Genomic DNA, 19,190 nt, shown 5'->3' on the forward strand with positions numbered 1-19,190 from the left:
ATTAGAATCTATATTCAGTGCCTACTGAAATGTTAATATTATTTCTAAATCGGTCTGCTGCTAATTCATCCCTACTATACCCAGTAAACCCAAAAATCATCAATCGAGGACTTATTAATTGCTGATAGCCAAGTCTTGCTCGGTATGAGTTTAATAGCTGGGATTGATCTCTGCTTTCCTCATCAGGAGAAACTCCAGTACTCAACTGTAATGAAAAGAAATCTTCTGCGGTTTTGAAATAGTACCTGGCCTGAAAATTACCTGAGGTACTTGTGCCATTATTAGCAGAGGGCACCACATTGACCCTGAAGTTCAACCACCAACTCCCCACATATTTCCCCAGTGAACCCGTCAAAATATGGGTCACTTCCGAAAAACCCAGATAACGGTATCCACCATCGATTTCCCAGGCTTTAGGTAAGTTAAAATAAATGGATGCACCCATTCTTAATTTAGGAAAGAAAGATGCGCTTGATCCACCAATGTTTAAATAAGCATAGGAGCTTTTGCCGAGTGAGGGATATGCATCTAATTCATACAATGTTCCAAACCCATCAAATCGAGAGCTTTGGGTTACCCTGGCTATCAATGAACCTGTCAAGTTTGTTCTTGTCCTTCCATAAACTGACCAAGTGTGCCAAGGACTGATTTCACCCTGAAATGTATCGTAATCATAGGTCACTCCCAAAGCAGAATTTCTTCTTAACCTCTGCAGGTTTTGAATATAACCCAACAAACCTTCCTGCTTGAACCCTTGATCAAAAAGATTCTGGGCTATTGTATAGGCTTCATCATAATTTTCTTGATAATACAATAATCTGGACTCTCGGTATCTGATAGGATTAGGAAGCTGTCCTTCAAAATTCTGCCTCGCCCTTTGCAAGATTTCATCTGCTTTTTGGTATTGCTCACCCCAGGATAAATTATCCAAATAGGCTACATAGGCATCAGCATAAGTCGGTGATGCTACAATGGCCCTCTCCAAATAAATACTGGCAGAATCGTTTTTCCCCTCCCAAGCATAGCTTCGTCCCACAAGTATTAAAATATCTGCATACTCAGGATATTTACTCAAAGCCCTGAATGCTATGGATCGTCCTTCCTGATATTTTCCATCGAGGATCAAAGTTCTAGCTTCATAAAAAAGCTGATCCGGATCAAAATTATCCTGCGCAAGGCTGAAACCAAAAGATCCAATCAGAACAAGAGCGATCAATGTTAGATTTTTCATAGGCTTTTTTCAGCTTGGGCTTCAATCGTTTTCCTTTCTTCTGCAGTTTTAAATCCAGTCCGGATCATTTGTCCCCATCCACCTTTTCCGATAATAAAGTCAAGATGACCTTTCAGTCCCCACAAAAGCACCTTGGGATGAATGTATAATGGCTCTATCAAAATGATCCAAATTAGCTTCTTGAGATCACTTTTATTCTTGTAATTATTATATGAAATCTGTTCATATAATATGCTAAAGGAGGATACCAATAGAGATAAGAGATAAATCATGAACAATAAAGCCAGGAAGTATATTGCAGAAAAATCACCGATGATTAAAAGAATCAAAGTGTAAATCAGTCCAAAAATCTCAATGATGGGTGCCATCTTTTCAAAAACAGACCAGAAAGGATAAGATATGGTGCCCAGAATACCAAACTTAGGATTCAAGCCAATCTTTCTGTGAAGCTGGAGGGTCTCTATAGTTCCCCTCATCCAACGGTTTCTCTGCCTTCCCAAAACTTCAACATCTTCCGGTACTTCGGTCCAACAAAGTGGATCTGGGATAAATGAAACTTTATATGGAATCTTTTTCTCCTCCATATATCTTCTCATCCTCACCACCAGCTCCATATCTTCACCCACTGTTTTCGGAAAATATCCACCAACCTTCAATACCAAATCACGTCTAAAAAAACCGAATGCTCCTGAAATAAGCATGAGTCCATTGATTCTTGTCCAGGCCATTCTACCCATCAAAAAAGCCCGGCAATATTCTATCACTTGAAATTGCCCTAAGGTACTTTGAGGCACTCTGTACTTGGTAACAGTTCCATCCTGCACATCACAATTATTGGCAATTCCGATAGCCCCACCAACTGCGATTACCTTGCGGTTAGTTTCTTCCATAAATGGACGGACCATTCGAGTCAGAGAATCATTAGCCAGAATACAATCCACATCTATACAAGCTAAAATTTCCATCTGCGAAATATTGATTCCTGCATTAAGTGCATCTGCCTTGCCCCCGTTTGCTTTGTCTATGACAGTAAGTCTTCTATAGGATTTATTCTGGGATTTATAGACTCCCTTCACTTCTTGCGTGATAATCTCAGAGTTGTACGCATAGGAAACTTTTTGTAATTCAAAAGCATCCAAAAGTTTGGTCAGTGTATCATCTTTGGAGCCATCATTGATAATAATTACCTCAAATTTCCCATAATGTAAGGATAAAAGACTTTTTACATTTTGAACAATATTAGAGCCTTCATTATAAGCAGGTGCAAGTATGCTTACTCCCGGGGCAATTGGAGAGGTGATGATATCTTCATAATCGGCAAACCTGTTTTTCCTCCTATAATCCCTCATCTCCAAAGCACTTAGTATCATGATGATGAAGTAAATCACAATCACAGAAAAACTAAGGATCAAGTAAAAGAGCCCAACAAGTTCGATGAGAAAGTAAAACAGAAAATTATACATTGCTTAAGAGTGGGTCTTGAATTTGGGCTTTGAGCGCTTGATTTTCTGGTAAGGGTTGAGTTGATACAAACTTTTCGAAGGTTTCAGTATTCAACTTACTCAAACTTGTAAGGCAGGCCCTGCGAAGTCTAAAATCTATAGTTTGAACAAGAATATCCATCAGTATAACCTCAGAATAAGAGTTACCCAAATTCCCTGCAGCCTTCACTGCGATTTTCTTTAAATCCGGATTGGTAGAAAGCATACAGTTATTGATAAACTCTACTTCCATATGGGCACCTAAAGCATCATAGGTATTGATCAATTCAATTTTTTCATCATCGGTAGAAGCCTCGTTGATCATGTGTAATTCTGCAATTAAATCTACCCTACCCAGCATTCTCACCAACTTTATTGCAAATTCTCTCACAGATTGATTTTTGGATTTTAGGAGAATAGGGATATTCAAAAATTTGGATGATCCTACAAACTTGATGATGCGGAGATAATTCATCTGTTGCCAATCGGAAAGTGGATAATCCTGGTCTTTCAAAAAACTTAAATCGACTTTTTCAGAAAGATTGAGGAGTGTTGCCCCCGCCAAAGACCTTACATAAAAATTCTTTGAATTGGTAAAGGACTTGACCTCGTTGATCAACTCACCCAGATCCATCTCATTGACCTGTACTAAACCTGCAGATATTTTGTCCCAACGTGAATCTTTCAGATTAGCTTTCGTCAGTTCTACCAATCCTAACCGTTTGTAAAGGGTCTTCAATTTATCCTTAAATTCCCCTTTCATTTTTTTATTGAGACCAATAATTCTTTCTATCAGTACTTGCTTAAATAAGCGCTTTTTAAAAAGTGATTTTGGAAAAATATCTGATATCTCCTCATTACTCATTTGGCTGATTTCTTCCAAATCTTTTTCAAATAGCAGGTTAGTCAATGGACCGATAATTTCCTGCTCATAATTCTTAATATTCTCTTCCCGTTGATTCCTTTGGGTTTTAAATATTAGCATAAAAATAATCATACTTGCCGCAGAAAATATGAAAAATAGAATTATTAAGGTTACAGCCAATAATTTAAAGTCCCCCAGTAGCCGGTTTTTATAGGCGTCCAAAGGTTGGTAATTATTGGAAGAGGCTACAAGCAAAATATCATTTTCGGGCTGTTCTTTGTCCTCAGCCAACACAAAATCACCAGTGGCATACATAGTCTCTAAATAACTCCGAAGGCCATTTATATTCGTTTTTTCCTCATAAACAAAAAATAAGATACTGGCGGAATCTCCTTTTAATGGCTCGTAAAGGGAATCTATCAAAGTACCATTTTTAAATGCTTTTGAAATAAAAGCAGTATCAGTTTCAACCCATAAGAAAGTGGAATCACCTGGAATTTTTGAGTTTTTACTAACCTTTGGAATAAAAAACTTATAACTGAATGAAGGAATTTCCTCTTGAAGCTTCAATTCCTGAATTAAAGCCGCGGAATCCCGAAAAGGAAGTAATCCCTCTTGACCGAATGAAAGAGAAAGTGTTGCTAAAAAGAAGATGAATAGTAAAAGTTTTCTCTTCATAGATTTAGGTTAAAACTCTTCGGACTCGAATCGCTAATTCATTAGGATTAAATGGCTTAGGTATAAAATCTGCCACACCTAAGTTAAATGCCTCCAGCACAACCTCTTCCTCTTCGCCCAAGGAGCTCAACACAATAATAGGAATCTCCGGCTTAGTTTTTTTTGCATGATGAATAATTTCTATTCCACTTCGAAAAGGCATCATCACGTCAGTAATTATTAAATCGGGGTCGATGGTATCAATAGCATGAATTCCTTCATTTCCATCTTTCACCAAAATAGTTTCGTATCCATCCTTTTTCAGTCTGAACTGTACTAAACTTGATATTAATAAGTCATCCTCAATAATTAGGATTTTTTTCATAGTTGGGCAATCTATCACTTAAATATAACAGCTTATACGAAATAACACACAATGATAGACCATTCAAAGAAATTGGATTTTTTCACTTTGCAGATTACAGAGGCAAATTCGCATTTTAAGTGCTAAAGATCGCCACTGATCAAAAATAATTCTTCTAAAAATAAATCTCGATGGATTCCCTATAAGCTTTTGTTAGCTTGCTTAATAAAATTAATCAACCAAATCAATATGAGAAAAACACTTTTGAAGGCAAGTGTTATGAGTATAATGATGGGAGGACTCTTTGGTTTACAAACTGTATTTGGCCAAAGTGATCCAACTGGTAAAAAACCAATCACCTCAACTTATGCTATAACCAATGCAACAGTCTTTGCCAACCCTTCCAGTGAAGGCAGCAAAGCGACAGTTTTGATCAAAGACGGAGTTATTAAAGGTGTCGGTAATAATTTGACCCTTCCTGCTGAAGCTAAAATTATAGCTGGTGATTCCTTATTTATTTATCCTGGATTCATCGATGGAGCTAGCAATGCAGGTATTAATAAGCAAGAGCCTCCGAAAAGACCTGACAACTTTGTTTCTTCTAACCCGCCTGATGAAATCGCAGGTATCACCCCTTGGAAATCAGCCATAGACCAGTTTGATGTCAGTTTAAGCCAAGTGGATGACTTGAGAAAAATGGGCTTCACGCTCACTCAGATTATCCCTGACGGAGGAATGCTTTCCGGCAAAACAGCACTAGTGGTTTTAGGAGAGAAAAATTCTACCAACTTGGTTAAGGAAAATGTTGCGTTGAATGCAAGTCTTAACGGAGCAAGAGGTATGTATCCTGGCACCACATTAGGCGTGATGGCTAAGTTCAGAGATGTGTATAAAAACACCCAGCTGACCAAAGAAAGGCAAGCAACATTCGCTTCTAATACTGGTATTTCCCGTCCGGAATTGACTCCTACTTACATGGGAATGATGGATGTAGTAGATGGAAAAATCCCAGTGATTTTTAATGTTGAGAATGACCTGGAAGTAAGAAGAGCCCTAAGTCTCCAAAAGGAATTAGGCTTTCAGTTAATCCTTTCAGGATTAAAGGAATATGATAATGTCATTGACCTGATCAAGTCTAGCGGTACCAGAGTGTTAATCCAGTTGAGCGTGCCTGATGACAAAGCCATCAAAGCTCAAAAAGATGATGCAAATGAAAGTGTGAAAGCTCAATATGCGCGAGTTAAAGAGGCCTATGATAAAGCAATTGCTCAAGCAGCTAAGTTGGAGAAAGCAGGTGTAGCCTTTGCTTTCACCACATCAGGTGCTAAGACCAATGATTTGATGAAATCTCTAAGAACCATGATTGAAGCAGGTTTAAGTGAGAAAGCCGCATTAGCTGCTCTCACAACAAACCCAGCTTCGATTTTGGGTGTATCACGATTTGCTGGTTCTATTGAAACTGGAAAAATGGCGAATTTGGTGATTAGCACCGGTCCAATTTTTCAGGAAGAGAGCCAAATCAAACATGTAGTGGTTGATGGAAATATCTTTGACTACGAAATTAAAGAGAAAAAGAAGAATGGAGCTAATGGAAACGGCAATGGCTCTGTTTCTATTGTAGGTACTTGGGATTACAATTCTCAAACTCCAGCTGGATCATCAGGTGGCAAATTTGTCATAAGTAAAGAGGGAAGTTCTTATTCTGGAACTATCACTTATCAAGATCCTTCTGGCTCAGGCCAAGCTACTTCTCCATTAAAGGATATTTCATTGAGCGGCTCAACTCTAAGCTTTTCATTTGATGTGAATGCCGGAGGAATGAATCTCACTGTGAGTGTGTCTGGAGATGTTTCCGGTAATTCAATGGATGGATCTATGAATATTACAGACTTTGGTTCTTTCCCGATTTCAGCTACTCTCAATCCAACCTTAATCGCTAACAAAAAGCCATGAAAAAATTAAGCTATATTCTTGCTGCTTTGGTAGGGCTGAGTATGCAGTTCGCGATTGCTCAAACGCCCAAAGGCAGCATTCTAATCAAGAATGCCACGGTAATCACCGTGACAAAAGGAACTTTGGAAAATACAGACGTTTTGGTTCAGGATGGTATCATCCGAAGAATAGGCCAAAATATTAGTGCTCCAAGTGGAGTTCAAACCATTGATGCAAGTGGAAAATATGTGATGCCTGGCATCATCGATGCGCATTCTCACGTGGCATTGGATGTGGTCAATGAGGCTACTGCCCCAATCGTGGCAGAAGTCAGAATGAAAGATGTGGTCAATCCTTATGAAATAGGAATCTACAGAGCATTGGCAGGTGGCGTGACAGTTTCTCATGCTATGCACGGATCTGCTAACGTAGTAGGTGGACAAAATGCCACTTTAAAGCATAGGTGGGGTTCTTCGAATCCTGCTGATATCATCATGCAGGATGCTCCTAGGACTATCAAATTTGCATTGGGAGAAAACCCCACCCGAGTGCATGGAAGAGGTAATGGTATTCAGCCTAGAAGTAGAATGGGTGTGGAAGCCATCCTGAGAAATGGATTCAGTGAAGCTTTGCAATACAAAAAAAGGTGGGCTGATTACAATGCCGCAAAATCTCAAAAAGGAAATTCCATGGTCGCTCCTGAGTTTGATGAGCGCCTTCAAACCTTGGTAGATATTTTGGATGGCAAAATTATCATCCACTGTCACTCTTACCGTGCAGATGAAATTTATATGCTTATCAATGTGGCAAGGGATTTTGGGATCAAAAAACTAGTATTCCAACATACCAACGAAGGCTTTAAAGTAGCTCCTGAAATTGCAGAATACACCATGGGTGCTTCAGTCTTTGCGGATTGGTGGGCTTACAAATTTGAGGTGTATTATTCTACAGCATTCAATGCTGCAATTCTTCAGAAAAATGGAGCTATCACCTCAATCAATTCCGATTCTGCTGAATTGATCAGACACCTGTATCATGAGGCTGCAAAAACTCAAAGATATGGTGGTATGACAGATGATGAGGCCTTGGCTATGATCACTATCAATCCGGCCAAACAATTGGGAATAGATGACAAGGTGGGTTCATTGGAAGTAGGCAAGCAGGCAGATATTGTGATCTTTGAAGGTCACCCTCTCTCCTCTTATGCTATACCTCAAATGACCTTTGTAGATGGAGTGAAATACTTCGATATCAAAGAAGATAAGGATGATCAAAGACAGCAGGTTAGTGCAACAGAAATGGTTGAGCCTATTATGCTGACTGAGGAAAACCATAGATGTATGCAGGATACTGAGTATTTGTTCGAAACTGCCAATGCACTTTTCTCCTTACACAATCATTAATCACCCTGAAAAGAAAGATTTATGCAAAGTATATATAAAACCTTTTTCGCCTTCCTGATAGCCTTGACGCCTTTGATGGCTCAGGCTCAGATTGATGGGGAATTCGTTAAGCCTCGTTCAGGCAAATTCTTGTTGCAAAATGCAACGGTTCATACGATTACTAAGGGTGTTCTTTCCAATACCTCAGTTTTAATAGAAAATGGAAAAATTGCTCAAATCGGCAGCTCGATTCAGGCTGGCGATGCAGAAGTAATTGATTGTAGTGGAATGGTGATCTACCCCGGTATGATCGATAGTGGTACCACTCTTGGGTTGGTGGAAGTCAACTCTGTGGCTGAAACTGTGGACTATCAGGAGATAGGAAATTTCACCCCTAACATGCAAGCATTGACAGCAGTGAATCCAAACTCTGAAGCTGTACCTGTTACTCGGGTTTCTGGAGTGACTACCGTCATGTCAATTCCGCAAGGTGGCTTGTTTCCAGGAACTGCAGCTTTGATCAATTTAGTAGGTTATACTCCTGATCAAATGTATGCTGGTTTTAAGGCTGTGGTAATGAACTTCCCTAGCTCTGCCAGAAGAGGAAGATTTGATCGCAGATCAGACGAGGATATCAAAAAAGACAATGAGAAAGCTCAAAAAGAAGCAAATGAGTTGTGGGAAAAAGCTAAGAATTACCATGAACTGACTTCCAAGGGTGCTACTCTGGAGTACTATCCTGAAATCGCTCAATTGGCAAAAGTTGTTGCCGGTGAGCTTCCCTTGATGATTGAAGTAAATGCAGCAGCAGATATTCAAAATGCCATCAAGTGGGTAGCTGATAAAAATGCGAAAGTGATTTTTTCTGGTGTAGATGAAGGATGGAGAGTTGCAGATGAAATTGCCAAAGCTGGGATCCCAGTTTTGACAGGACCTGTTCAGGACCTGCCTACCCGTCAGTCTGATAGATATGATGCAGCTTATGCCAATGCAGGTAAAATGGCTAAAGCAGGAGTAAAAGTGGCTTTGAGAACCAATGATTCTGAAAATGTAAGAAACCTACCTTTCCACGCTGCTTTTGCAGCAGCTTATGGTTTGGGTAAGGAAGAAGCATGGAAAGCGGTGACTATCAATCCTGCTGAGATATTCGGTTTGGCGGATCAATTGGGTTCTGTGGAAGTTGGAAAAGTTGCCAACCTAATTGTATCCACTGAAGATCCATTTGAAACAAGAGCTCAGATCATGCATGTTTTTATCAATGGTTATAGAATTCCTTTGAGCAACAGACATATCAGATTGTATCAAGAGTTTTTGGAAAGATCTCCTGCATTGAAGAAAAACTAATCAGGAACCTTTATTTTTAAACCACAAGTGAATCCTTGTCTCAAAGGATAGCTTGTGGTTTTCTTTTACAAATCTAACCCTATGAAGAAGGTAAATATTTTAGTCTCTTTTTTACTAATCATTGGATTCCAAGCCTGTAATACTTCCAATCAAAAAGACCAAGTTCTCAATCAAATTGAAGAAATGCGCAAAGAAGTCGCTCCTGATAAAAGAGTGGCGATCTGGGATCTTCAATTTGAAAATGGAACATTAAGAGGGGAAACAGATCAGATTGAAGCTCTGGAGCAAATTTTAGAAACCTGGGAATCAGCAGGAATTGAAATAAAAGATGAAGTAACACGTCTACCCTCGACAGAACTTGGAGATAAGACCCGGGCATTGGTTACCATCTCGGTTGCCAACATCCGAAGTCAGCCCAAGCACTCTGCAGAATTGGCTACTCAAGCACTTTTGGGCACACCTGTACGAGTTTTGAAAAAGGATGACTCTTGGTATTTGGTGCAAACACCTGACGGCTATTTATCCTGGGTGGATCAGGCTGGAATACAATTGATGTCTGAAGATGAATTGGCAAATTGGTTTATTCAATCCAAGGTAGTTTTTACCCCATTATCTGGCCATATTTGGCAAGATCAGTCTCAATCAATGATGGTTTCTGATTTGGTAGCCGGAAATATTTTGGCAGTCAAAGAAGTGCAATCCAAATGGCTGGAAGTTCAACTCCCAGACGGGCGAAACGGTTGGGTTCAAGCTTCAGAAGTAATGCCATGGGAACAATGGATAGCGTCTAGAGAAACCAGCCCAAAAAATCTGGTCAGCACTGCAAAGTCTATGATGGGAATTCCCTATTTGTGGGGAGGAACTTCCATTAAAGGAGTGGATTGTAGCGGCTTTACCAAAACCATTTTTTACCTCAATGGAAAGGTAATACCAAGAGATGCCTCACAGCAGGTAAACGAAGGTTTAGAAGTGGATACAGATAAGAATTGGGATAATTTGGAAGTGGGAGACCTTTTGTTTTTTGGTGAAAAAGCTACTGAGGAAAAGAAAGAACGCGTAGTACATGTGGGAATGTGGATTGGAAATAATGAATTTATTCATTCTAGAGGAAGAGTGAGAATCTCCAGTTTTGATCCAAATAGCCCAAATTATGACGAATACGAACTCAATCGATACTTGAGAACAAAAAGAATTATTAACCAACAATCAGACGGAGTAATCTCTGTTTCAGAATTATTGACCAGCAAGTAATATGAATTTAAAGAAAACAAGCTTACTTCTCTTCGGAGCTTTGAGCGTCAGCATCTCGCTTCAGGCTCAAGATGGCTTCTTTACAAAAAGTCAAGCCAAGCAAAAATCTGTTGAAGCTGCATATCTGAAATCGGTCAATTATGATCGTTTCAAAGTTCATCTTCAGGAATTAACAAAAAACCCACATATCGCGGGTACCCCTGAAAACGAACTCGTGCAGCAATACATGTCTAAAATTATGGAGGATGCGGGTATGAGCGTGAAGCTTTATCCCTATGATGTATATCTTCCTAATGACCCGGGGGAATCTCATTTAGAGATAGTATCCCCTGTTCAGATGAAGCTTTCGCAGCAAGAAGCTGTTCTCGAAGAAGACCCTTTTTCCGCAGATCCAAGATTACATTTAGGCTTCAATGCCTTTTCGGGAAGCGGTGATGTGACTGCAGAGGTGGTTTATGTCAATTATGGCACCCGTGAAGATTTTCAGAAACTGAAAGAAATGGGCATTGACCTGACTGGAAAAGTCACCATAGCTAGGTACGGAGGGAATTTTAGAGGATACAAAGCCAAGTTCGCAGAGCAAGCAGGGGCTATTGGTTTGGTGGTTTACACTGATCCTAAGGACAATGGATTTACCAAAGGCGATGTGTATCCTGATGGACCATATTATAATGAAACCACTATTCAAAGAGGCTCTATGCTAACATTGGATTGGACAGGAGATCCATTGACTCCTTATGAACCCGCATTGCCTTTGGATGGACCAGTAAAAATAGATCGCCTGGACCCTAAAGACGTCGCTTTGCATAAAATTCCAGTCACTCCTATTGGATATGGTGCAGCAAAGGAAATCCTTTCTAGAATGAAGGGTCAGGCAGTTCCTAAAGAATGGCAAGGTGGTTTGCCTTTTGATTATAAAATTGAAGGTGGTTCTGACCTGAAGGTCCGTGTGATGGTAGATCAGCCTACTAATTTCATCCGTGCGAACAATGTGATTGGAACCTTTGAAGGAGAAAAATATCCGGATGAATGGATTATCCTGGGTTCTCATTTTGATGCTTGGAGCTTTGGAGCCACAGACCCAAACTCAGGTACAGCCATGCTGCTTACCTTGGCAGAAGCTTTAGGAGAGCTAGTAAAAAATGGAGAAAGACCAGCACGATCCATTATGATAGGACATTGGGACGCAGAGGAACAAGGCGTGATTGGATCTACAGAATGGGTGGAGCATTTTAGAGATGAATTGGGTGCAAAGGCTGTAACTTATATGAATTTTGATGGAGGAGTTTCAGGAAGAAACTTTGGAGCTTCAGCTGCCCCAACCCTCAAAAAATTAATTATCGATGCATCAAAAGAGGTGATGTATCCTGATTCCGCAAAAACAGTTTTTCAAGTTTGGGCAGGTGATAAAAAGGAACCCGGAATTGGAAATTTAGGAGGAGGTTCAGATCATATCGCATTTTACATGCATGTGGGTGTACCTAGCTTAAGTGGCGGTGCAGGAGGTATAAGTGCTTATCATTCAAACTATGATAATTTTCACTACTACAGCAAGTTTGTAGATCCTTCCTTCAAAATGGGTGGAGCTGTTGCTCAACTATTTGGCTTGGTAGCTTTGAGGATGGCTAATGGAGAAATAATTCCTTACGATGTTCCTCGATATGCTCAGGATTTAAAAGGACATTTTGCGCAGGCTGTAAAAAACGTTCAGGGAATAGCTCCAGACTTCAAGGAATTTGATTTAGTCAATACGGCACTGAATAAGTTGGAAAGTAGCTCTTCAGCATATCAGGAGAAATTAAATGCCGCTATGGAAAAAGGGAATTTGTCTCCTTCAAAAATTAAAAATATCAATCAGCAATTAATTGGCTTGGAAAAAAGCTGGATAGACCCTCAGGGAATGTATTACGGGGATTGGTACAAATCTCTCTATGTTTGCAACGATCCTTTCTCAGGCTATGCTTCGTGGATACTTCCCGGAATTCAATATGAAGTGGCGATTGATCGAACTGAAAAATTAGAAGAATGGGATGAAAGATATGCTGCTGCTATTTTGAACTTGGCAGAAAAAATCGATCGAATCTCAGCAAGTCTGTAAAATTAAATCCCGGCCAAAAAAATGGCCGGGATTTTTAATACACTGCTTTTTCCAATTGTTCCTGTAAATAAGTTTTCAGCTCCTCTCCTACTTCGACTTTGATCTCACCTGGCAGCCCTAAAATGAATCTCGCTATTCCGGGGAGTTGTGGCACTTCCCCTTCAAAATAGTATTGATTTCTATTCCTGATACTCATAAAAGGCCGTGCATTCGGGTGCTCCTCCATCATGAGTTGATAAGCTTTTTTACTCATTTTAAGTCTAACCTTGAATTGCTTTTTCCCAGTAAAGCCAAATAAGGATTCCTCCGGCAATTCATGTTTGTTGCTGAACTTCCATGAATCGTTTGTGATGAGCACTTCTCCTATCCGCTCAATTTTAAAAATTTTCATGGCTTTGCTCTCTACTTCCAACGCATGAATAGATTCATAATTACTCGAAAATGCAACAGGCTCCACTAATCTGTCACTAGTGGTATCGGAACTCAATGAATAATATTCTCTCAGCCAAATCTGCTTTCTGTCTTGAATTGCCTTCCCGATTTCATCAACCAAACGACCTAAATTGGCTTTGAACAGTTCTGCCGTTCCCTGTTTCAGCTCAGACTTTAACTGAAGCTTTTGAAGCACAGAGTCTTTCAAGAGGTTTTTTTTGCCTTGTGACTCAATTAGGCTTTTAAGCCATTGGCTCTCTTCGGGAGAGAAACTCCCGTAATGTAAGGTTGCATCCTGACCTGCCGGTTCTTTGAGTTTGTATTTGCTAAACTCTTTGATGACCTCAAATCCCAAAGCCTCCAATAATTTGAAGTAGCGGTAAATGGTTCTCTCGTCTGTTTCCAAAAGTTCAGCCAATCTGTGCACAGGCTTTCCTATATTTCCCTGTAAAAGATTGATTAATTTGAATACACGAAGAATTTTTTGCTGTTCTACTTTTCCTGCTTGAGCCATTGATTCCAAAATTAGGTTATCAAAATTAGAGTATTCCTTGGATAATTTTGGATTTATGACACCATTTGTCAAAGAATAGATTAGGGGTGTTTAAGGTGATTAGAGAGAAAGGTACTATGTCCACGGGATGAAAGACTGTACATAATTTACATTACTACTGAGCTATTACATTTCGCTTCTTCAGAGCTTTTGATATAGGTTCTATTTATGGTTTACCTTGCCGCAGGCATATCTTCTTTTATCTTAAAAAGTATCTTTATCATTCAGTCGAAGCTTTCGTAATATTTCGCTGTAGGCGTATTTTTATTTATTTCTACATTCTTCCATACCTACGGTATGGAGAGTGCTCATTAAATCCTTATTCTACCGAGCTTAAATCCCTACGGGATAAATATCTCGCAGAAGGCATATCTCGATAATATCTTGAAGAATATCTTCTGATCTAATCGGGCTTTTCTATTTATTTCGCCGAAGGAGTATTTCTATATATTTCAAATGTGTTTCTACTAAAATCCCCCTAGCCCCCTTTTACGAAGATTGCGTCCTAAATTGAATTTACTTTTCCAAAGGGGGAATTGATACGTATTTCCACTAATTTTTTCTTCAAAACAAAATCAAAAAATAATAGCCTACCTTTCAAGTACATATTTTTCCTAATTTTGACTCTATCATGAAATCTTTTTTAGCCAATGTATATCCTTCCAAATGGCAAATCAGTTCTATTGGAAGTATTATGCTTTTTCTATTCTGGCTCTTTGGCTACGATGGAATCACATTCAGTGATGATGTCTATTACATTCTTGCAGGAAAAGAATTTTGGAATGGAACCATGGAAGTGGGCTCTTATCACTTTTCCAGCCGTTGGGGAGCTTATGTACCTGCTGGTTTTTTCAGCCTTTTATTTGACTGGGATATACATTGGATCTCATTGATTTCTTTCTTAAGCTACTGGGCTACTTATTATTTGTTATTACAATTTTTTACCTCAAAAAAGGAAAGACTAATTCTGACTTTATGGTTTTTAACACACGTATATTTCTTGCATTTCCTAACCAAAATCTACCCGGATAGCCTTTTGGTTCTTTGGTGCACACTCTTTGTAGTAGCTGCAAGTTTACGGTTTGAGAAACCATTTATTTCTGGAATATCCATGATTTTCGCTTTGTTCATGGGCTTTATTACTAAGGAAACTATCGTTTTTTTAGCTCCTTTCCCTATCTTATTATTTGTTTTTGACTATAATTCAAAACCCTTTCCAAAGTCATTTTACATCACATTTCTAGCCTGCGGAATCACAGCTAGCCTGCTCTATCTAGGGTATTTCTGGGCAAAATTTGAAGATCCTTTCTACCGAGTTACCTCGATCAATGCAGGCCATTATGTGTCAGAATTCACCTATGCCGACAAGGGAATATCCAGCATAATCAAAAGGATCACATATTCTCCTTTTCTAACATTCATTGAGCGGGCATATTGGCCATGGATAGTTTTTGCGATTCCGGGATTTTGGAAGTTATGGAAAGAAAAAAGTCATCCCGAATTTACCCTCGCTTTCATTTGTCTGATGTTTGGTTTTTGGTTTATGAGCTCCACTTTAGAGTTTTATAATCCAATTTACCTCAATCCTAGACATCTGATTATTCTGATACCCTTTCTTTCCTTTTTTATCGCAAAAGGTTGGGATACTTGGATCAACTCCTTCAAATGGAAGCAATTGCTGGCTAATTTACTCTTATTAGGCTTGACTTATTCCGCAATAACTTGGGATTGGAAAATGGCAATTTTCCAATTGGCACTCGGAATTTGCATTTGGGTTCAGTATAAAAATTTTCGTCTGATTGGCATGGCAATATTATTACTTTTCCCAGCCATTTATTCCTTTTATTATCAGCATCAAATCAAGCAATACCAAGACCTATTATATCAACTGGATACTGAAACTGAAGAGAATACAGATTCTCCCATCCTAATTAATAATTTTCTGGATTTCAGTAAAAAAATACTATTGGAAGGAAATTTGGAAGAAATGGAAAAGTTGATTCCGATTGAAAAAGCTGACTCTATCATCGCTTTAAAGCCCGAAAAAATCAGACTTTTTCTCTATCAATATTACCAACATGCCTATCCTAAAGAGGAGGTGGATGTGAGTAATTTTGAAAATGCCATACCAATCAACTATTCCTTGGAATCAAGCAAAACCGAGGGACTTATTGAAACCAGAACCTATACAAGAAAGGATTAATACTTTCTTTTCTTTTGGCCGATCGCAAAAATTCGGTTCACATTAAATCCTAATCGAAACTCCTCTCCCGGTACGCCATTTCCACCTGCTAATAAATATTGCTCATTTAAAGCCTGAGAGGTCACAAAATACATTTGGAATACGTGTCCGCCTGCTTCCACATCCCAGCCTATACCTACATTACTTCTTAAATCTGAATTAAGATTTGGGATGTATTGCAGAGTTAAAGAAGATCGGTCTGTCACCTTGAATTTTCCGCTCAAGCCAAGGGCAAGATAAAAATTCTGATCTCCTTCAATCTGATAAACAGATCTCGGATCTACAAAATAAGCCATCATCGGTGTAAGCTGTAGTGATATTTTTTCAGAAAACTTTCTAGCCAACATTACCTGTCCGAAATAACTGCTACGCTCAGAGAAATTAGGCGCAGGCTCAGGAAGGAAATCATAACGGGAAGTATTGACACCTGCTCCACCAGCCAAACTTAAACTGAAAGGCATTTTGTCATTTTGAGTTTGCTCAAGAAGCAAATAACGTCCATACAGATTATAAACCTTGTCTCTACTGCTACGGGAAATACCTGCTGATAATTTGTCGGTCAAAGCAAACTCGAAACTAAATTGAATATTTGCTCCATTATCTAAACCAAACAGGTTCTCAATCCCACCGTTCAATGTGCCAAAGGTGTGCATAATCGCAAAGTGCATGGATTTTTTATCCAATGGCTCCACAGTTAATATATTGATGTGGCGGGGAGCATGAAAAATTAGATCAACCGGTTGATTTTCATTTTCAAGTTTTCGCTCCAACTGTGCGAAAGAAGAAAAGGAAATCATTAAAAAGGCAATAAATGCAATTTTTTTCATCATTTTTTGGGTTTGAGAGTGGCGTTTATGCTAACTTCTTGCTTCTCTGCCAGTTCATAAAAAACCAATTTAGGGAGTGGAATCTCGTAATCTCCCAGAAGGATATCGAATTTGGCTTTTAACTCTAAATTCCCACTGGATGTCTTCTGAAGATTCCCGGTAATTTCCACGTTTCTTTCTATCCCATGGATTTTGAACTTACCGACTACCGCCACAGGATAGCTTACGCCTGGATTTAAGGTTGGAATAGATTTCATTTTCCCTGTAAACTCAGCAAAAGGGAATTTTTCGGTTTCCAAATAATTCTCTCTCATATGCCTATCACGAAGGCCTATTCCTGTTTTTAAAGTATTTAAGTCCAAATAAAAATCCACCAGATTTTTCTCCAAATCAATCAAACCTTTAAGCTTATCAGACTCACCGGTAAATTCATTCAGTGGGGCTTTGGAAAGGAATATCGCCTCTCCACTCTCAGTTTGAAAACTCTGACTGAAACTTAGAGAAGGTAATAAAAATAAATATGCAATGATCAGTTTTCTCATTACTTAGTAATGGTTAAAATATTGTTGTTCAAGCTTGTTGAGAAAGATCTCAATGGCTGATTTGCAGGTCCTTTTAATACATTTCCGTTGGTATCAAACTCAGATCCATGGCATGAACAAACAAATTTATTACTTCCGAAAGTCCAGTTTCTATCACAACCAGTATGCGTACAAACAGAAGTTAATGCGTTGTAGGATCCATTGACATTGACCACTAAGGTTTGGGCGTCTACCACTAAAAGCCATGCTCCGCTGGTTTTCAATCCAGTCTGAACATCTAAATCTATTCTTACAGTATTTCCCGAGACAGTAATCCCATTAGAACCACCGGAAGTCGGAGGTGGGGTTTGTGGTGGTTGCTGAGGATCCATGTCGTCCGAACTCGAGCATGCGGTAAAAAAACCAAGCCCAAATAGGGACATTACAGCTATTGATCCTGATTTCTCCAAAAACTCTCTTCGTGAAGAGCTCAGGTTTCCAGATTTTGTTTCAAATTTTTCCATTTCCTTTCTATATCGTTACATATTTACTAACGAGATAAAAAGCAATTGTGGATTAAAAATGTTTGAGAAAAGATTAAAAGTGCTTTCTATCAAGAATCTCTTTAAGAACAATAGCATCTTTCATGGAAGAGGAATTTTTCAGAAGCCTGGCATAAGGATTAGACCTGATGGATCTTCTGGATTCATCTCTATCTACTACTGATGGGATTTCTGGAACACCTTTCGAAGTCTTGCTAAGATCCGATTGAGTTTTATTGAAAGCACCTTCGTAATACTGAATTTCATCATCCTGCTCCTCCAAGGACTTGTATTTGGTCTTCCAAGGCAACTCCTCTACTGTCTCCGGCATTTGAACAGGGGCAGGTTCTTTTTTGATGGGCTTGGGAGCTTCCTGTGTTCTTGGCTTTTTCTGTTGATCCCGGATTTCACGGAGTAGGTCCTCGAAACTAGTTCCTTGCTCTGGTTGATTGGTTGGAGTATCAGCAGGGTCTACACCTTCCTCAGATTTCTTTTTCCGCGTAGCAGTGTAAATGAAATAAGCCAAAACGGCCAAAATGTAAAGGATATTTCCCAAGTCCATAGCTTGAAGATAATAGAATTTGGGTGGATTTTTTAGAGTAGGCCTAAAATTTAGATTGGAATGATAATTTTTAATAGGAAGGCCTTCCATACCTACGGCATGGTGATGAATTCTATACCAATTTGCTACCGAGCTAAAATCCCTACGGGATTTGGGTAGGATTTCCCTCTCTGCATCCAAGCGAGATCTCGGGCCAGCGCTGGGGAGTTTCTCGTTTCCATTTATACCCCGAGTTGCAGGCAGGGCTAATAAATTACGCTCCTTTGGAGCTGTTGATACAAGTACGATTTATTGTTTATCTCGCCGAAGGCATACCTGGCTCGACGGAGGAGAGTCTATCTTGCGAAGCATATCTGTTGAATAGTATTTCGCCGCAGGCATATTTATATTTATTTCTACTGTGTTTCTTCCAAAATCCCCCTAGCCCCCTTTAATATTACTCACTCCTCCAAAATTTGTAAAAAGGTCCAAAGGGGGAATTGGTCCGTATCTCGCCGAAGGAATATCTTCTTTTATCTTAATAAATATCTTTTTGAGTTAATTGGAGCTTTTGAAAGTAGGATTCCATTAGTCTCGTCTCAAAATCCTAACATTTGAAAATCAAAAAGGAAACAATCCTAAAATTTGAGCTAGAGCTAAATGAACTTTGAACCATGAACGATTGAACTGAAAAATTATTGATATCCATACACATAAACCCCGATCTTCAATTACTCAATTAACCAATTACACAATTACTCCTTTTTTCGCCGCAGGCATATTTCTATTTATTTCTACTGTGTTTCTACCAAAATCCCCCCTGCCCCCTTTTATTATACTTGCCTTCCCTAATCAATACAGAATTCCAAAGGGGGAATTGGTCCGTATCTCGCCGAAGGCATATCTGGCTCGACGGAGGAGAGTCTA

At 39.2% G+C, this 19,190-nt stretch carries 15 protein-coding genes; 6 read left to right on the plus strand and 9 right to left on the minus strand.

Translation table 11 applies throughout. From position 1 onward, the window contains the following. Position 1 precedes the first annotated feature (1 nt). Genes FL972_RS16760 through FL972_RS16775 form a run of 4 tightly spaced genes read right to left on the minus strand, consistent with a single transcriptional unit; the run spans position 2 to position 4,619 of the window. Positions 2 to 1,231: a YaiO family outer membrane beta-barrel protein gene (locus FL972_RS16760; RefSeq protein WP_144607110.1), complete on the minus strand. Its 1,230-nt coding sequence runs from the start codon at positions 1,229 to 1,231 to the stop codon at positions 2 to 4. Continuing rightward, entirely contained in the window at positions 1,228 to 2,694 is a 1,467-nt protein-coding gene (locus tag FL972_RS16765; RefSeq protein ID WP_144607112.1) for a glycosyltransferase family 2 protein, read from the minus strand. Before FL972_RS16765 ends, FL972_RS16760 begins: the two co-directional genes overlap by 4 nt. Further along, the gene (locus FL972_RS16770; RefSeq protein ID WP_144607114.1) at positions 2,687 to 4,255 is read right to left on the minus strand and encodes a hypothetical protein; all 1,569 of its coding nucleotides are present in this window, start codon (positions 4,253 to 4,255) and stop codon (positions 2,687 to 2,689) included. The genes FL972_RS16765 and FL972_RS16770 overlap by 8 nt, the downstream gene beginning before the upstream one ends. Before the next feature lie 4 nt (positions 4,256 to 4,259). Next, complete coding sequence (locus FL972_RS16775; protein WP_144607116.1) at positions 4,260 to 4,619, minus strand: response regulator transcription factor; 360 nt, start codon at positions 4,617 to 4,619, stop codon at positions 4,260 to 4,262. Between the two features lie 228 nt (positions 4,620 to 4,847). Between FL972_RS16775 and FL972_RS16780 the strand changes: the two genes are divergently transcribed. The 5 genes from FL972_RS16780 to FL972_RS16800 all read left to right on the plus strand — a co-directional run bounded on the left by FL972_RS16780 (position 4,848) and on the right by FL972_RS16800 (position 12,605). Continuing rightward, a complete protein-coding gene (locus FL972_RS16780) occupies positions 4,848 to 6,551 on the plus strand; it encodes an amidohydrolase family protein (RefSeq protein ID WP_250161377.1) in 1,704 nt (567 codons plus the stop codon). Continuing rightward, on the plus strand, positions 6,548 to 7,933 hold the full coding sequence (locus FL972_RS16785; protein ID WP_144607118.1) for an amidohydrolase: 1,386 nt from the start codon (positions 6,548 to 6,550) through the stop codon (positions 7,931 to 7,933). Before FL972_RS16780 ends, FL972_RS16785 begins: the two co-directional genes overlap by 4 nt. A 21-nt stretch (positions 7,934 to 7,954) precedes the next feature. Beyond that, positions 7,955 to 9,256, plus strand: a complete 1,302-nt coding sequence (locus tag FL972_RS16790; protein ID WP_144607120.1) for an amidohydrolase family protein — start codon at positions 7,955 to 7,957, stop codon at positions 9,254 to 9,256. Between the two features lie 81 nt (positions 9,257 to 9,337). Beyond that, positions 9,338 to 10,507, plus strand: coding sequence for a C40 family peptidase (locus FL972_RS16795; protein WP_144607122.1), 1,170 nt, complete (start codon positions 9,338 to 9,340; stop codon positions 10,505 to 10,507). A 1-nt stretch (position 10,508) separates the two neighbouring features. Further along, positions 10,509 to 12,605 (plus strand): M28 family metallopeptidase, encoded by a 2,097-nt coding sequence (locus FL972_RS16800; RefSeq protein ID WP_144607124.1) that lies wholly within the window; start codon positions 10,509 to 10,511, stop codon positions 12,603 to 12,605. Between the two features lie 34 nt (positions 12,606 to 12,639). On the opposite strand, the gene FL972_RS16805 is transcribed toward FL972_RS16800, so the two are convergent. Continuing rightward, positions 12,640 to 13,551, minus strand: coding sequence for a helix-turn-helix transcriptional regulator (locus FL972_RS16805; RefSeq protein WP_144607126.1), 912 nt, complete (start codon positions 13,549 to 13,551; stop codon positions 12,640 to 12,642). Between the two features lie 670 nt (positions 13,552 to 14,221). On the opposite strand from FL972_RS16805, the gene FL972_RS16810 reads away from it, so the two are divergent. Continuing rightward, the gene (locus FL972_RS16810; protein ID WP_144607128.1) at positions 14,222 to 15,793 is read left to right on the plus strand and encodes a hypothetical protein; all 1,572 of its coding nucleotides are present in this window, start codon (positions 14,222 to 14,224) and stop codon (positions 15,791 to 15,793) included. Here the strand turns inward: FL972_RS16810 and FL972_RS16815 are convergent. From FL972_RS16815 to FL972_RS16830, 4 genes are all read right to left on the minus strand, one after another. Further along, on the minus strand, positions 15,790 to 16,662 hold the full coding sequence (locus FL972_RS16815) for a DUF5777 family beta-barrel protein (RefSeq protein WP_250161378.1): 873 nt from the start codon (positions 16,660 to 16,662) through the stop codon (positions 15,790 to 15,792). The two genes, FL972_RS16810 and FL972_RS16815, sit on opposite strands and share 4 nt — an antisense overlap. After that, entirely contained in the window at positions 16,659 to 17,201 is a 543-nt protein-coding gene (locus FL972_RS16820) for a YceI family protein (RefSeq protein ID WP_144607130.1), read from the minus strand. The genes FL972_RS16815 and FL972_RS16820 overlap by 4 nt, the downstream gene beginning before the upstream one ends. Next, positions 17,201 to 17,704, minus strand: coding sequence for a QcrA and Rieske domain-containing protein (locus FL972_RS16825; protein ID WP_144607132.1), 504 nt, complete (start codon positions 17,702 to 17,704; stop codon positions 17,201 to 17,203). The genes FL972_RS16820 and FL972_RS16825 overlap by 1 nt, the downstream gene beginning before the upstream one ends. 73 nt (positions 17,705 to 17,777) lie before the next feature. Next, positions 17,778 to 18,464 (minus strand): hypothetical protein, encoded by a 687-nt coding sequence (locus tag FL972_RS16830; protein WP_144607134.1) that lies wholly within the window; start codon positions 18,462 to 18,464, stop codon positions 17,778 to 17,780. Positions 18,465 to 19,190: the final 726 nt, after the last annotated feature.

The sequence above is a fragment of the Algoriphagus algorifonticola genome, assembly GCF_007655305.1.
In the GTDB taxonomy this organism is placed as follows: Bacteria; Bacteroidota; Bacteroidia; order Cytophagales; family Cyclobacteriaceae; genus Algoriphagus; species Algoriphagus algorifonticola.

Coding starts and splice junctions, on each gene's coding strand:
- FL972_RS16825 (WP_144607132.1), bottom strand. CDS start 17,704: ATGGAAAAATTTGAAACAAAATCTGGAAACCTGAGCTCTTCACGAAGA.
- FL972_RS16785 (WP_144607118.1), top strand. CDS start 6,548: ATGAAAAAATTAAGCTATATTCTTGCTGCTTTGGTAGGGCTGAGTATG.
- FL972_RS16780 (WP_250161377.1), top strand. CDS start 4,848: ATGAGAAAAACACTTTTGAAGGCAAGTGTTATGAGTATAATGATGGGA.
- FL972_RS16765 (WP_144607112.1), bottom strand. CDS start 2,694: ATGTATAATTTTCTGTTTTACTTTCTCATCGAACTTGTTGGGCTCTTT.
- FL972_RS16815 (WP_250161378.1), bottom strand. CDS start 16,662: ATGATGAAAAAAATTGCATTTATTGCCTTTTTAATGATTTCCTTTTCT.
- FL972_RS16775 (WP_144607116.1), bottom strand. CDS start 4,619: ATGAAAAAAATCCTAATTATTGAGGATGACTTATTAATATCAAGTTTA.
- FL972_RS16790 (WP_144607120.1), top strand. CDS start 7,955: ATGCAAAGTATATATAAAACCTTTTTCGCCTTCCTGATAGCCTTGACG.
- FL972_RS16795 (WP_144607122.1), top strand. CDS start 9,338: ATGAAGAAGGTAAATATTTTAGTCTCTTTTTTACTAATCATTGGATTC.
- FL972_RS16760 (WP_144607110.1), bottom strand. CDS start 1,231: ATGAAAAATCTAACATTGATCGCTCTTGTTCTGATTGGATCTTTTGGT.
- FL972_RS16810 (WP_144607128.1), top strand. CDS start 14,222: ATGAAATCTTTTTTAGCCAATGTATATCCTTCCAAATGGCAAATCAGT.
- FL972_RS16800 (WP_144607124.1), top strand. CDS start 10,509: ATGAATTTAAAGAAAACAAGCTTACTTCTCTTCGGAGCTTTGAGCGTC.
- FL972_RS16820 (WP_144607130.1), bottom strand. CDS start 17,201: ATGAGAAAACTGATCATTGCATATTTATTTTTATTACCTTCTCTAAGT.
- FL972_RS16770 (WP_144607114.1), bottom strand. CDS start 4,255: ATGAAGAGAAAACTTTTACTATTCATCTTCTTTTTAGCAACACTTTCT.
- FL972_RS16805 (WP_144607126.1), bottom strand. CDS start 13,551: ATGGCTCAAGCAGGAAAAGTAGAACAGCAAAAAATTCTTCGTGTATTC.